Origin of the sequence: Paenibacillus silagei, from assembly GCF_017874735.1 — a bacterium.
Taxonomy (GTDB): domain Bacteria; phylum Bacillota; class Bacilli; order Paenibacillales; family Paenibacillaceae; genus Paenibacillus_AQ; species Paenibacillus_AQ silagei.
Genome location: NZ_JAGGLV010000017.1, coordinates 84,835 through 99,506, shown reverse-complemented (window position 1 = coordinate 99,506; position 14,672 = coordinate 84,835). Strand labels below are relative to the sequence as shown.

Sequence of the window (14,672 nt, the reverse complement as noted above, 5' to 3'; positions counted from 1 at the left end):
ATTACAACGGGACGGCGAGCGGCGCGGGGGCCGAATGTAATCGAAAAACCGATTACAATGGGACAGCGAGCGGCGCGGGGGCCGAATGTAATCGAAAAACCGATTACAATGGGACGGCGAGCGGCGCGGGGGCCGAATGTAATCGAAAAACCGATTACAATGGGACGGCGAGCGGCGCGTAGACCGAATGTAATCGAAAAACCGATTACAATGGGACGGCGAGCGGCGCGTGGGCCGATTGCTCCTATTACAACAATCAAGACGGGTCCGCCCCCATAGGGAGAAGACCCGTCTTTGTCACTCATCTTTGTCCTTCATCTTTGTCATTCATCTTTATCATTCATCTTTGTCATTCATCTTCGCCATTCGTCATTATCTTACGCAACCTACCGCCCTGCCGTCTCAAAAGAAAACCGCGCTGTCCACGTAGCACCTGCATCCTTCGTCACGTAGAGGGTGGAGCTATTCATATCCTTCACAGCCATCCAGCCCTGATTGGCATCGGTGAACGAGATCGTTCCTTCGAAGCCGGGAACGGTCTGCTGATTCTTCCAGCTCTGTCCGTTGTTTTTGGTGAGCCCGATGCCCACTTGCTCCGCTGCCGGCTGGTACCCAGCCAGGAAGGCTGCCGATTTGCCGATCAGCACCATATTGCCGGGGGTGCCCGAAGCGGGGCCCTTCTTCGCTACAGCTACGCCGCTGCCGGGAGCCGGACCGCCGCCTGCGGTCTCCTGGGCAATCACCCGGGTCCAGCTGCCGCCGGAGTTAGAGCTGCCGTAGAGGGAATAGGAGGTCTGCGACATGCCGACGCCGCCGTACAGCAGCGCATACACCTGACTGCCCTTGGCGTAGATCTGTCCGTAATTCGCCTCAGGGGTGGAGGCGCTAAGTACCTGCTTCCAGGCTGCTCCGCCGTTAGTTGTCTTCATTACCCGATAGCTGCTCCCGGGAACAACTACCACAGCCCAGCCGTTATTCCTGCTGGTGAATTCTGCTCCGCGTGTGTTGGAAGGCGTCTTGATCAGACTCCAGCTCTCCCCGCCATCCTTCGTATAATATGTAGATGCGCGGTTGTAGCCAAAGCCCTGGTTGCTGTCCAAGAACTCTATCCGTTCAAAGGTTACTGCCTGGTTCGACAGCCTTGTCCAGGTAGAGCCGCCGTCTGCCGTTCTTAACAGATATTTAGCCTGTCCGTCCTTAACAGCGGCAAGCGCCCAGCCGTGAACATTATCCGGGAAATCAATCTGCTGGAAGCTCCACTGTCCTTCATAGATCTTTTGGAAATGGCAACCGCCGTCCGAGGTTCCAATCAGGAACCCGTTCCCGGCTGCCCGCCCCGTATCTGAGCTTAGGAACTCTACATCCGAGAAGGCCAGCGGCTGTGTTTCCGCTCCCTGGTGTGCCTTCTGCAGATCCTTAAGAAGACCATGGTCTCCGGTGCTGCATCCCTGCGGCGGAGTTGGGGCCGGTGCTGCTGCCTGAACCGGGGAAGCCGCCGCTCCCCAGCCTGACAGGGTAAGCAGACCTGCGGTAAGAAGAGTTACGGTTATCTGCTGTAATCTGGTCGTTCTATTCATCGGTAACACCTCCTAGAATATATATACCCTCTGAGCAGAGCATTACTCTGACAGTACATGAACATGTTACTCCATCTGAGGCCAACTATGTAGGTGTGAAATGGTACAAAACTGTAACCAATTTCGCTGTTAAAATCTCCTATTCGTGTTTAATAATAAGTAAAGAGATTTACAAGCATACTGCATTCAAGGAGGAAGTGAAGAGTATGATTAAACAGGATATTCAGCATGCACTTCTCTCCAATCTATGCCAGCGCGTGCATTTGATCAGCGGAGAAACGTACACCGGAGTATGCCAAATCGATCATTCCGCAGATGCACTGCATATTGAAACGAATAAAGGGACCTTCACCGTCCCCTATTGGACGATCAAGCGATTTATATAATCCCAATTAATCACCAAAAAGACCTCACGGCCACATCCGCAGATGTGAACCATGAGGTCTTTCTTTTTATACTCATACAACCGGATTTGGGATCATACTGCCGCCCCGGCAATGCTTCAAGTAATTCAACGCATGGACCTGGCCGGTCATCTCCAGCTCGTCCCGGTAGACCGGATCATGCCAGCCTTCAATATCAATCGTGCCCTGATAGCCGCCCTGCCGGAGAATGGTAATAATATCCGTCCAGTTCGAATCCCCGAAGCCCGGTGTCCGGTCCCATACATAAGGCTTCGGACCATGAATTCCGTACTCCTTGATGATATCCCAGGCGATAGTGACATCCTTGCCGTGCACATGGAAGATCTTATCCACCCATTTGCGCAGCTGCGGGATCGGATCGATCAGCGCGGTGAGCTGGTGGGCAGGCTCCCATTCCAGCCCGAGATTGTCTGCCGTAACGGCGTTGAACATTTTCTCCCAAGCTGTAGGGTTATGCGCGATATTCCAGTCGCCCTTCTGCCAGCTCCCGCCCATCGCACAGTTCTCAAAAGCAATCCGCAGACCCTTGTCTGCCGCCCGCTTCGACAATTCGCCGAATACCTCAGCGAATCTCGGAAGCGACTCGTCAATCGACGAGCCGGGCAGCCGTCCGGTGAAGCCGCCGATAATGTCCGTCCCGAACAAGTGAGCGTGCTCAATCAGCTGCTCCCAGCCCGCAAGGGTATCCCCGCTCTCGGGGTTGCCGCCAAGCGGATTACCATAGATGCCGACAGCAGAAATGACGAAGTGATGCTCCGCCGCCAGCTCCCGAATCCGGGCCGCCGCCTCCACCAGATCGGTATCGCCAATCGTCTGCCAGAAATTCAGTTGAAAGGATTCGAAGCCATGCTCCACAATCTGCGGAATGACCTGGACGGCTTCGCCGCCACGGACCAAAGTGCCTATTCTCAAAGATTCTTGCATCCTTAATATCAACTCCAGTTAGTTTTATAGTCAGCGCCCTGCTGTTACCTGCCCTTGATCATCTTGCAAGAACCCCGTTTGAGCAATACCGCATCATAGACAATATGCTGATGGGCTGAATGTTTGGTGATCAGGTCGAACAGAACCCCCACACTCGACAACGCCATTTCAGTGCCCGGCTGGCTGATCGTATCCAGCGCAGGATGATAATATTCGGCCATCTCAATGCCGTCAAAACCAATGATGGAAATATCATCGGGGATAGATAAGCCTGCGGTAAGCACAGCCTTGGCCGCACCGATCGCAATCGTATCGGAGGCCGCAAAGATAGCGGTTACGGTTCTGTCGCGGTTCAGCAGTCTGCGTGCAGCGTTGAAGCCCGAGCTTGGGCTGTATTCACAATCCTCTACGAATCCCGGATTATAAGGTATGTTATGTTCTTCCAGCGCCATCTTGTAGCCAAGAAGGCGGCGGCTGCCTGTGGTGTCTTCCAGTAAAGGGGATTTGGCGAGAAAGCCGATGTTTCGATGTCCAAGTGAAAGTAAATAAGAGGTTGCCTTATAGGCTTCCTTGGATTCATCGATCGTTACGCTTGAGAAGATAGACGGGTCCACTTCCTGTGAGGTGGTGATGGTCGTGAGTACGAATGGAACCGTTAACTGCTTGAATTTCTCTTCGGAGTGATTATAGGTACCTCCCATGAAAATGATACCGCTAAGATTCTTCTCCTTCACCAGCTGAATGGCGGCGTTGATCTCATCGGTGCCGTCCTCTACTTGATGGATGAGAAACGGATAGCCGCGCAGATTGACCTGACGTTCAATTTCCTTGATCATAATGGAGAAGAACGGGTTAGTAATCCCTTTTACCATAAGTGCAATATTCTTGGATTGGGTTGTCTTTAGATTTCGGGCATTGGAATTGGGAATATAGTTATATTCCTTGACGACACTCAGTACCTTCTCCCGGGTGGCATCGCTCACCAGACCCTTGTTATTGATCACTCTGGACACTGTTGAGATGCCGACACCGGATATCCTGGCGATATCCTTAATGTTTACGTCCACTCTACTCCCCCATTTACAGGTAAGGGAGCTATATAGATATAGCTCCCCTGTAACCTATACATTCTTTTAGTTAACAGGTGTAAATTCTGCCAATTGTTTCTCTACTTCGGCAATGACCTTGTCAACTCCTGCTTTTTTCAGCTGATCGCGGTATTCTGCTACAGCCGTTTTTGCATCTTTGTTTGTTTTACCGAGCATGAGCTGAATACCAAGCTGTGCATTCACATTCGAGATCGAAGCAATCTCAGTAGTTACATTAGCCGGGTCGAAGCTGAAGCCGTTGTACGGATCATCAATCGCTTCTTTATCCCATGCCGTGAACAGGTCTTTACGGATCGGGTTCTCGGTATCCGTCGGAATCACAAACTTATCGTTTCTGAGCGACCAAGCGGAGAAGCCGCCGCCGTCTGTTTTCTCATTGAAGCCTGGAGGCTGTTTCTTCACGCCGTCTTCAATGATATATTGCTTGCCTTCAATACCGTACTGCATCAGATCGTAGTAGCTCTTATCTGTCATGAACTTCTCAATGACCATCAGAGAGCGCTCTGGATTATTGGAATTGGCACTGATAACCGTTGAGTTATCTACACCCATTTTACGTTTGATTTTCTTGTTAGCTTCAGCAAAAGTATAGAAAGCTGTAGGAGCGTCAGGCAGCGCCTTGATATCTCCGCCATACTGGCCGATCCAGTCTTGGGCATGAGTCAGATAACCGGCAGAGTTCGCGGCTCTGAAGTTGTCTTTGCTGCCAAGGGAAGCGGACAGAACGTCTTTGCCCCAGTAGCCCTTGTCGCCCCACTCACGCATTTTCACAGCCCAATCCTCGAATTCCTGGGTGAAGGCCGGATGGAATACAGTCTTGTAATCCTCTGGGCTCTTAGTGACCAGGTTCAATTCATTGAGAGAGATACCAGGTGCGTTCAGCCACATGCCTGTAGTATCAACGAGCATTCTGTACATGTTCTGTGCATCCTCAGCCTTACCGTTGATTGGAGGGAAGGATTCGTTCTTCACCACGTTATCCATGTACTTCTCCATATCGGCAATCGTCTTGATGTCGGTCATGCCATATTTCTTCAGCAGATCGGTACGGTAAGCATAACCGGCAGGCGTATATTCACTGAACAGACTCGGTACGCCGTAGATTTTGCCATCCACCTTGGTGTTCTGCCAGGAGGATTCTGGAATCTCAGCCTTCAGCTTAGGCGCTACCTTGTCCAGCATGTCGGTAATGTCGGTCAGCGCACCTTCAGTAGCCAATGTATAGTAGGACACAGCAGCACCCGGAGAAGCATGCGACAGATCGAACGATTCGCCGGAAGCGAACAGCAGCGGATACTTGGTTGCTACGTCTCCCCAGTCAATATATTTGATTTCAAGCGTAGTATTCAGATCGGCCTTAAGCTTTTTGTTAATCTCCGCTAGAATCTCCTTATTTTTAACCCCTTCACTGCCCCAGAGGTAGTACACCAGCTTCGCTTCCTTAGAAGTGTCTACGCCTCCGGAATTAGTGGAAGAGGATGGAGTATTCGACGAGCCTGTATTTCCATTTGCATTATTGCTTGACGAACAAGCAGATAGCACTCCAGTAAGCATGAGGACAGCAGCTAGAGAAGAAGCAATCTTTTTACCTTTCATTCGGTAAGCCTCCCTTTTCTTTTCTATATTATTGATCTTGCATCTATAACAAACACCCTTCAATTGAAGCAGGCGTCCATTAACCCTTAACAGCACCGATGGTAAGACCGGTTACGAAGTAACGCTGAATGAATGGATACAGGAGAATGATCGGGCCTGTGGCCAGCACGGCTGTAGCCATTTTGATCGATTGGGTCGGCAGATCGGCCGTATTAATGACCGCCCCTGAGTTGATGAGACTGCCCATATTCGCCTGATTGATCATGCGCTGCAGGAAGTACTGGAGCGGGAATTTGCTCTGAGTGTCCATGTACAGCATTCCGTTGTACCACTCATTCCAGAAGCCCAGTGCCGAGAACAGTCCGATCGTTGCCAGTGACGGAACCGCCAGCGGCATGAAGATCCGCCAGTAGATACGGAAATCGCCTGCGCCGTCAATTGTTGCTGATTCATACAGGGAATCCGGGATCGCCTTCATGAAGTTACGCATCAGGAAGATCGACCACGCCCCTACCACAGCCGGCAGAATCATGGCGAACAGGCTGTCCTTGAGGTGCAGATGCTTAACCATCAGGATGTAAGTCGGAATCAGTCCTCCGCTGAACAAGGTGGTGAAATAGATCAGGAAGGAGAAGAAGTTACGGTATTTGAAATCCTTGCGGTTCAGGACAAATCCGGCCATGGACATCATGAACAGCCCGAGCACCGTACCGACGACCGTGATAAAGATCGTTACCTGATAAGCATCCACCAGCTTGGAGGAGTTACTGAGCAACAATTCATAGGCCTTGAAAGATACCTCATTCGGTATCAGCTTGTACCCCTCGCGGATAATCTCCTGCTCATTCATGAAGGAGGAAGAGATCATCAGCGCAAAAGGAAACACACAGAACAAGGCAAATATGGAGATGCAAATGTAGCTGATCACCTTAATGACAGTGCTGCCTGAATCCTGTTTAATAGTACTGCTTGCCATATTAACACCCCTGTTTCTTATCTTGTCTTAGAACAACGCGCTATCCGGCTCTACCTTGCGAACAATAAAGTTAACGACAAGCACCAGAACCAGACCGAATAAGGATTGGTAGAAGCCTACAGCAGCACCCATGGAGAAGTTAAATTGCCCCACCAGGGAACGGAAGACATAAGTATCTATAATATCCGTCTGCGGATACAGCACGGAGTTTGTTCCAATCAAATTGTAGAAGAGGTCGAAGGAGCCTTTGAGAATTCCGCCCATACCGAACAGGAGGAGCAGAATGAAGGTTGGCTTCAGAATCGGCAGAGTCATATAACGGATACGCTGCCAGGTAGTGGCGCCGTCCATATAGGCTGCTTCATAAAGATCATGGTTGATCCCCGTTATAGCTGCCAGATAGACAATCATACCGTAACCGGTACTTGCCCAGATCTTGAATGCTACAATGATGTATTTCCAGATTCCAGCGTCGGAGTAGAACTCAATCTTGTCTAAGCCCGTACTGGTAAGCATCGTATTGATAAACCCGGAGTTGAAATTGAACAGGTTATACGCGAACACACCGACGATAACCATCGAGATGAAGTTCGGAAGCAGAATAACCGACTGGGAGATCTTCTTGAACCATTTGCCTGCAATCTCCGACAGCATGATGGCAAATACAATCTGTATGATGTTACCCAGTGCAAGGAACACCAGATTGTAGAGCAAAGTATTCTTGGTGATATTCCAGAGGTCTCCGTTCTGAATCAGGAACTCGAAGTTCTTGAGTCCGATAAAGTCACTGCCAAAGATCCCTTTGTTGAGCTTGTAATCTACGAATGCAACGTAAGCGCCAGGCATTACCGCATAATGAAACACAGCAAAATACACAATGACAGGCAGCAGCATGAGATACAGCACTTTGTTCTTCAATAATTCCCGGACAACATTTCCGCCCGATTGTACAAATCTTGCCAATGAACCCACCTCCAAATTAAACATTGCATTCCACTGCAACTAATTAAGCATTCTACTGTAACTAATTAACCCTTTTCGACCATATAGAAACGTTTCCATTATTTCTTTGTGTTTCCCCTTGCTCAGAGCATACTCCTTCCTTGTATACGCTGTCAAACATTTTTTATTTTTAAATAACAAGTAATAAAATTACATTTCGCTGTACATAATAGATGAAAAGCCGTTTTTTTTATAGATAATTGACTTTTTTCAGTCAAAAGTCTAAACTCGAAATGTATCGCCTATGGAAACGTTTCTATTTATTCTTTACATGGACATGTCAGCCCTTTTTTGTGACATCTGATGATGAATTCCCCCGTTCTGATCGATTTCATGTCCTAACTTAAGCACTGGAAAGCGAGGCTCGATATGATATTCAAACAACAAATGAACATGATTACCTTAACCCGGGATGACCTGTCGTATACATTCCTGCCTACAGGAGATATTTTTGAATTCACGCAGGGCTCCACTCTTATTAATCTGTTCCAGGGTAATCCGGCAGACGGCTCTTCCAATAATATCTATCTGCGCGTATATACGGAGCAAGGAATCCAGAGCTATCCGCTGCTGGGTATTAAGTCGGGCTCCAAGCTGTCCCGTACCGATGACAAACTGATTTTTGAAGGTTCTATAGAAGCAATCAGCTACCGTGTTACCTTCGCACCGGCCAAGGACGGCATCTGGTTCTGGCAGCTCCAGCTCTCCGGCAACGGTGAGACTGTAGATGTAGTGTATGGCCAGGATGTCGGCATTGCAGACAAAGGCGGCATTCTCGCTAATGAGCTGTATATGAGCCAATATCTGGATCACAGCATCTGGGAAGGCCCGCAGGGCTACGCCGTCTGCTCGCGCCAGAACCAGCCGCAGGGAACTAACTTCCCGTATCTCCAGCAGGGTGTAGTCGGTTCACGGACTGTAGGCTATTCCACCGATGGTATGCAATTCTTCGGCATTTCCTATAAAGGGAGCTATGTGCCGGAGGCGCTGAACGGCAATCTGCAGAACCGTAATTATCAATACGAGCTGGCTTATACCGCACTCCAGACCGAGACTATGGTCCTGTCGGCTCCAGTTGAATTCGCCTTCTACGGCCTGTTCCGTCCGAATCATCCGGCTGCTGTAACCGGGCTTGAATTCCAGGCTGAGCTGCAGGCAGCTTATGCAGAGATCGACTGGAGCAGCAAGGAAGCCGTGCCAAGCCGGGATGTTCCTGTGCTGAGTGACGACATCGGCAAGCCTTATGTCTCCCCACAGTGGTCACAGGCCGAGATTGATGCCACCTTCCCTAACCGGAAGCTTGAGGAGATGGAGAACGGCCAGCTGCTCTCTTTCTTCACAGACGGGCATGTCCATGTGGTTCTGCAGCCTAAGGAGCTGCTGGTGGAACGTCCGCATGGCCATATTATCACCTCGCTGCTGGGCGACAAGCAGGTAGACAACAACCTGATCTCCTCCACTAACTATATGTACGGTCTTTTCAACGGTCAGACCGTGGTTGGAAATACCTCTTTCCATAAAGGGCTCTCTACGCCGCGCGGCCTGCTGAACATTCAGCGCAATAGCGGTCAGCGGATCTATGTCCGTATGGACGGGGTTTACCGGATTCTTACACTGCCTGCGGCTTACGAGATGGGCGTTAATTTTGCGAAATGGCATTATCAGCTGGAAGACGATGTACTGACCGTTACTTCGATCGCAGCAGCAAGCCAGCCGGATGTCGCGCTTCAGGTACAGTCGAAGCTGGGCAAATCCTATGATTATCTGATCACGAACCAGCTGGTCATGGGCGAGCATGAATTCCAGCATCCGGTACGGGTGGAAGAGAAGGACGGCATCCTGCAGCTTCTTCCTGATGAAGCATTACTTCAGAAGCTTCCTTATCCGGGCCTGCATTTCGATATCCAGCTGCCGGGAACCGCATATACCTACAGCGATGACCGGATGTTCTTTGCCGACAGACAACCGCGCAACGGCACTCTGCTCACCTTGTCGGTAACGCAGTCCTCCGGCTTCCAGCTTGTGATTCAGGGCAGACTTACAGCAGCAGAGGCTCTTCCGCTGACGGCCCCTTACACACTGGAGAAGGAGCAGGCACAGTATAACGAATTCTATGCTTCGTTCACTTCCGGCTTCCAGCTTGAGCTGGATGGCGCGGAGCAGGCGCGGATTGACATTCTGAATGAGACCGCATGGTGGTACACCCATAATGCGATGACCCACTTCATCATGCCGCATGGCCTTGAACAGCCGGGCGGAGCTGCCTGGGGTACACGCGATGTCTGCCAGGGGCCAATGGAATACTTCCTGATGACCCAGCACTATGAGCTGGCCCGCAATGTTCTGCTGAAGATCTACTCGCATCAGCTGTGGGAGAGCAAGGAATGGCCGCAATGGTTCATGTTCGACCAGCATCCGGTTCAGGCCCATGAATGGCATGGCGACGTCGTGCTCTGGCCGCTGAAATGCATCAGCGATTACATCACAGCTACTGGAGACTACGCGATTCTTGACGAGAAAATCGGCTATCACCATCTGGCAGACGCTCAGCCAAGCCAGCAGACCGAGACAGTCCTCGAACATGTGAAGGCTGCTGTAGAGACCATCCGTGAACGCTTCGTACCGGGCACAGCTCTGATCAACTATGCCGGCGGCGACTGGGATGACACCCTGCAGCCTGCCAATGAAGCGCTCAAGACCAAGCTGGTCAGCGCATGGACGGTCGCGCTTGCCTTCCAGGTAATCCGCAATCTGTCCCAGGTGACTTCTGCCGATCCTGAATTCTCCGCCAGCCTGTCAGCTATGGCCGAAGAGATGAAGGAATCGTTCCGTACCCTCCTGATCAAAGACGGCGTGATCGCCGGCTTCGCTTACTTCCAGGAGGACGGCAGCATTGATTATATGCTTCATCCGCTGGATACAGAGACCGGCATTCATTACCGGTTACTACCTATGACCCGCAGTATTATTGCGGAGCTGGTTACTCCGGAGCAGGCGGCAGAGAACCTGCGCCTGATCGACGAGCACCTGAACTGCCCGGATGGCGTGCGCCTGATGGACCGTCCTGCCCGCTATGAAGGGGGCGTAAGCACCATCTTCCGCCGTGCGGAGCAAGCAGCCAGCGTCGGCCGTGAGATCAGCCTGCAATATGTACATGCCCATATCCGCTATATTGAAGCTTCCGCCAAGCTGGGCGAAGCGAAGCGTGCCTGGGATGGCCTGTTCCAGATCAACCCGATCAACATCCGGCAGAGTGTGCCTAATGCCCAGCTGCGCCAGAGTAACATGTACTTCAGCAGCTCGGACGGCGACTTCCCTGACCGTTACAGCTATCAGGAGAACTTCGACCAGCTGCGTGACGGCAGCGTAGAAGTGAAGGGCGGCTGGCGGCTGTACTCCAGCGGTCCTGGGATCTATCTTAATCAGCTGATCTCAGCCGTTCTGGGTATCCGCTTCAGTGAAGAAGAGCTGATTATCGATCCGGTCCTTCCGGCCAGCCTTGACGGCCTGCGCTTCACTTATGAGTGCTTCGGCAAGAAGATGACCTTCGTCTATCACATCAGCGCAGGTGAGGCCCGCACCCCGGAAGTGCAGGCAGCAGGCGTTGCTGTTACCGGCCAGGTTCTACCGAATCCATACCGCCCGGGCGCGGTAAGCATTGCCAAGAATCACCTGCTGAGCCTGCCCGGCGATGAGCTGCATATCTATGTAACACAATAACTTTCAGTACGCTTACGAAGGAGTTAGCCATGACTAAACCGTTTATCCAGGATCTCGTGAACGATATGACACTAGACGAGAAGTTAGCCCAGCTTACCCAGCTTGGTCCATACTATTGGGGTCTGGATGATACCGTGGATTTGACGGGTCCATTCAAAGAGCTTAATATCGAGCCGCAGGTAATCAAAAGCATCGGAAGCGTTCTGAACGGAATCGGCGCACGGAATGTCATTGAGCTGCAGACCCGGCATCTGGAATCCAGCCGTTTGAAGATCCCGCTGATCTTCATGGCCGATGTCATTCACGGCTACCGGACCATTCTGCCGATTCCGCTTGCCATGGGCTGTTCTTTCGATCTTGATGCCTGTGAGCAGTTCGCTGAAGTAGCTGCGCGGGAGAGCGCTGCCGCCGGCATTCACCTCACCTTCTCTCCGATGACCGACCTCGTACGCGATCCGCGCTGGGGCCGGGTCATGGAGACCTCCGGTGAGGACCCTTACCTGAACGCCCGGGTGACTGAGAGCATGGTCCGGGGCTACCAGGGCAAGGACCTGAAGGAGCCGGGGCGGATCGCTGCCTGCGTGAAGCATTTCGCCGGCTACGGCGCGCCTGAAGGCGGCCGTGAATATAACACGGTGGACATGTCCACCGGAGTACTCCGTGAGTTCTATCTGCCAGCCTACAAGGCGGCAGTAGATGCTGGTGTCGCTATGGTGATGGCTGCGTTCAATACCATTGACCGCATTCCGTCCAGCGGCAACAGCAAGCTCCTGCGCGGTATTCTCCGCGAGGAATGGGGCTTCGATGGCGTAACCATCGCCGACTTCAACTCCGTGAACGAGCTGGTGCCCCACGGCGCAGCGCAAGACGGACGTGAAGCTGCCCTGAAGAGCCTAGTAGCGGGACTTGATATCGAGATGATGTCCACCCACTATCTGAACCACGCTGCCTCGCTGGTCCAGGAAGGTCTGCTCGACCTCCGCCTCATCGACGAAGCGGTTACGCGGGTACTGGAGCTTAAGGATGCCCTCGGCCTGTTCGACAATCCGTTCAAGGATGCCGACCCTGTAGCTGACGAAGCCGATAAGCCAAGTCCTGAGCACCTTCAGGCGGCACGCGAGATGGGCGCCCGCTCGATCGTTCTGCTGAAGAACGAAGGCGGAGTCCTGCCGCTGAAGCGCGGCATGAAGATCGGCCTCGCCGGTCCCTTCGCTACCTCGATCAATGTTCTTGGCGGCTGGGCCGGTACCGAGAAAGACCCTGCGGTCTCCCTCTACACGGGCATCACCGGCAAAATCCCGGCAGCGGACCTGCTCACAGCCATGACCGGCGAGCTGGGAAGCATGCTGGAGGGTGTATTCGATGTAGAGGATGCTTCCGAAGCGGCTTACGAGCAGTTGAAAGACTGCGATGTGATTCTTGCCGCAGTGGGCGAGAATCAGCAGGATACCGGGGAAGGCGGCAGTAAGGCCAGCCTGCGGCTGTCCGCCAATCAGGAGAAGCTGATCCACCGCCTCAAGGCAACCGGCAAGCCGGTGGTCACCATTGTGTTCAGCGGCCGCCCGCTGGAGCTTGCACCAGTGCTTGAATCAAGTGACGCGCTGGTACAGGCCTGGTTCCTCGGCACCGAGTCGGGGAATTCCATTGCAGATGTGCTGTTCGGCGATTATAATCCGTCCGGACGACTCTCCATGAGCTTCCCTTACTCCGTGGGACAGATTCCGGTGTACTATAACGCTTATCAGACAGGACGCCCTTATGATCCCCAGTATCCGAATGTGCGTTATGTAACCCGGTATCTGGACATTCCGAATGATCCGCTGTTCTGCTTCGGCTACGGCCTGAGCTATTCTACATTCGCCTACAGCGGCTTTACGGTAGAAGCTGCGGCAGACGGCAAGGCGCTTGCCTCCATCCAGGTGGAGAACACCTCGGAGGTTACCGGCAAGGAGACCGTTCAGCTCTATATCCGCGATGTTACCGCAAGTGTGGTCCGTCCCGGCAAAGAGCTGAAGGGCTTCAAGCAGATTACCCTTGCCCCGCATGAGAAGCAGACGGTGTCCTTCGAGATCACCAGAGACATGCTCATGTTCTACGGCCAGGATGATCAGCTCGTGTTCGAGCCTGGAGACTTCGATATTATGATCGGTGCAAGCTCCAGCGACCATAGCACGCAGCGGATCTGGATCGGCTGACCCTATTAACTAATAGAACTAACAAATAGCGCCAATCCTCCACTTCACAAGTGTATGGATTGGCGCTATTTATATTGAACAGCTCTGCGTTACGCCCCGGTCAGCAGCTCGATATCCAGCCGGGCAAAGGTATCCTTCCATTCCGAAGAGCAGCCGCTGTCGGTCAGCACCATGGAGATATGCTCAAGCGGAGCGATCTGGGCAAATGTAGTGATGCCGAATTTGGAATGATCCGCGACCAGAATGGATTCCTCGGCCCGTTCCATCATTTTGCGGGAGATCAGGGCTTCCTCCAGGTGGTAGTCGGTGATCCCCTCCGAGAGTGAGATCCCTCCAGCAGAGATGAACGCCTTATTCACCTTGAACTGCCCCAGCAGATCATGGGCGGTGCCTCCTACTGCCGCCTGATACCCCGCATTCACCTCACCCCCGGCAAAAATAACCCTCCCCACAAACTGCTCCAGCGCACAATTCAGCACGGGAACCGAGTTCGTAATCACCGTCACCTGTGTACGGTCCTTAAGCGCGCGCATAATCTCAAGGGTCGTTGTCCCGTTGTCGAGAATCACCGTCTCACCGTCTTGAATGAGCGAGGCTGCCAGCTTGCCGATAGCCTGCTTGCCCGGCAGATGCATCTGGGCGCGCTTCATGAACGTAGGCTCGTGATTCTCCGAGCGGATTCGCACCGCTCCCCCGTACACCTTGCGCAGCCGCCCTTCCTTCTCCAGCCGGTCAAGATCGCGCCGGATCGTCTCCGTCGTCACCCCGAACCGTTCCGCGAGAAAATGCACCTGCACCTTCCCCGCAAGCTCCAGCTGGGACAGAATCGTGTGCTTGCGTTCTTCATAGGTCAGCGACATCTATGCTTCCTCCAATCGTTGTAGATTTTATATAGATTGTACTTTTATTTTTTCTATGATGGGATTGGCCGTGACACCAGAGAATAGTTGCCCCTCCAGCCGCTGTTGTCCCAGATTCCCTTGATTCAGCCACTTTTCGCGGGAGAAATCCGGTGACGGCTGCTGCACGAAGGTAATCCGGCCCGATGTATGCGAAAAACAGCATACATTCTGCTTACGCGAAGGTATCAGGACCAATGTATGCGAAAAACAGCATACATTCTGCTTGCGCGAAGGTAATAGAGACTA

11 protein-coding genes are annotated in these 14,672 nt (G+C 52.4%); 3 read left to right on the top strand and 8 right to left on the bottom strand.

Features of this window, described 5'->3' with window-relative positions:
- Positions 1-386: 386 nt before the first annotated feature.
- Positions 387-1,577: a beta propeller repeat protein gene (locus tag J2Z70_RS22620; RefSeq protein ID WP_209876953.1), complete on the bottom strand. Its 1,191-nt coding sequence runs from the start codon at positions 1,575-1,577 to the stop codon at positions 387-389.
- A 206-nt stretch (positions 1,578-1,783) separates the two neighbouring features.
- On the opposite strand from J2Z70_RS22620, the gene J2Z70_RS22615 reads away from it, so the two are divergent.
- On the top strand, positions 1,784-1,963 hold the full coding sequence (locus J2Z70_RS22615; RefSeq protein WP_036697495.1) for a hypothetical protein: 180 nt from the start codon (positions 1,784-1,786) through the stop codon (positions 1,961-1,963).
- 72 nt (positions 1,964-2,035) lie between these two features.
- Here J2Z70_RS22615 and J2Z70_RS22610 read toward each other — a convergent pair whose 3' ends face one another.
- From J2Z70_RS22610 to J2Z70_RS22590, 5 genes are all read right to left on the bottom strand, one after another.
- Positions 2,036-2,914, bottom strand: a complete 879-nt coding sequence (locus J2Z70_RS22610) for a sugar phosphate isomerase/epimerase family protein (protein WP_342593046.1) — start codon at positions 2,912-2,914, stop codon at positions 2,036-2,038.
- A 56-nt stretch (positions 2,915-2,970) separates the two neighbouring features.
- Positions 2,971-3,993: a LacI family DNA-binding transcriptional regulator gene (locus tag J2Z70_RS22605; RefSeq protein ID WP_209876948.1), complete on the bottom strand. Its 1,023-nt coding sequence runs from the start codon at positions 3,991-3,993 to the stop codon at positions 2,971-2,973.
- A gap of 66 nt (positions 3,994-4,059) precedes the next feature.
- Positions 4,060-5,631 (bottom strand): DUF3502 domain-containing protein, encoded by a 1,572-nt coding sequence (locus J2Z70_RS22600; protein ID WP_209876946.1) that lies wholly within the window; start codon positions 5,629-5,631, stop codon positions 4,060-4,062.
- 79 nt (positions 5,632-5,710) lie between these two features.
- Entirely contained in the window at positions 5,711-6,607 is an 897-nt protein-coding gene (locus J2Z70_RS22595; RefSeq protein WP_209876944.1) for a carbohydrate ABC transporter permease, read from the bottom strand.
- A 27-nt stretch (positions 6,608-6,634) separates the two neighbouring features.
- Entirely contained in the window at positions 6,635-7,570 is a 936-nt protein-coding gene (locus tag J2Z70_RS22590) for an ABC transporter permease (protein ID WP_036725975.1), read from the bottom strand.
- A 426-nt stretch (positions 7,571-7,996) separates the two neighbouring features.
- On the opposite strand from J2Z70_RS22590, the gene J2Z70_RS22585 reads away from it, so the two are divergent.
- Positions 7,997-11,329 carry a GH36-type glycosyl hydrolase domain-containing protein gene (locus J2Z70_RS22585; protein WP_209876942.1) on the top strand — a complete coding sequence of 1,111 codons (3,333 nt, stop codon included), beginning with the start codon at positions 7,997-7,999 and terminating at the stop codon, positions 11,327-11,329.
- Positions 11,330-11,358: 29 nt separating this feature from the next.
- A complete protein-coding gene (gene bglX, locus J2Z70_RS22580) occupies positions 11,359-13,524 on the top strand; it encodes a beta-glucosidase BglX (protein WP_209876940.1) in 2,166 nt (721 codons plus the stop codon).
- An 89-nt stretch (positions 13,525-13,613) separates the two neighbouring features.
- Here the strand turns inward: bglX and J2Z70_RS22575 are convergent, their stop codons facing one another.
- Both J2Z70_RS22575 and J2Z70_RS22570 read right to left on the bottom strand, forming a co-directional pair.
- Entirely contained in the window at positions 13,614-14,384 is a 771-nt protein-coding gene (locus J2Z70_RS22575) for a DeoR/GlpR family DNA-binding transcription regulator (protein ID WP_209876938.1), read from the bottom strand.
- A 27-nt stretch (positions 14,385-14,411) separates the two neighbouring features.
- Positions 14,412-14,621, bottom strand: a complete 210-nt coding sequence (locus J2Z70_RS22570; protein ID WP_209876936.1) for a hypothetical protein — start codon at positions 14,619-14,621, stop codon at positions 14,412-14,414.
- Positions 14,622-14,672: the final 51 nt, after the last annotated feature.

What these genes read in the sequence shown, in the direction of transcription:
- J2Z70_RS22600 (WP_209876946.1), bottom strand. Translation starts at nt 5,631, where the DNA reads ATGAAAGGTAAAAAGATTGCTTCTTCTCTAGCTGCTGTCCTCATGCTT.
- J2Z70_RS22615 (WP_036697495.1), top strand. Translation starts at nt 1,784, where the DNA reads ATGATTAAACAGGATATTCAGCATGCACTTCTCTCCAATCTATGCCAG.
- J2Z70_RS22585 (WP_209876942.1), top strand. Translation starts at nt 7,997, where the DNA reads ATGAACATGATTACCTTAACCCGGGATGACCTGTCGTATACATTCCTG.
- J2Z70_RS22620 (WP_209876953.1), bottom strand. Translation starts at nt 1,577, where the DNA reads ATGAATAGAACGACCAGATTACAGCAGATAACCGTAACTCTTCTTACC.
- J2Z70_RS22595 (WP_209876944.1), bottom strand. Translation starts at nt 6,607, where the DNA reads ATGGCAAGCAGTACTATTAAACAGGATTCAGGCAGCACTGTCATTAAG.
- J2Z70_RS22575 (WP_209876938.1), bottom strand. Translation starts at nt 14,384, where the DNA reads ATGTCGCTGACCTATGAAGAACGCAAGCACACGATTCTGTCCCAGCTG.
- bglX (WP_209876940.1), top strand. Translation starts at nt 11,359, where the DNA reads ATGACTAAACCGTTTATCCAGGATCTCGTGAACGATATGACACTAGAC.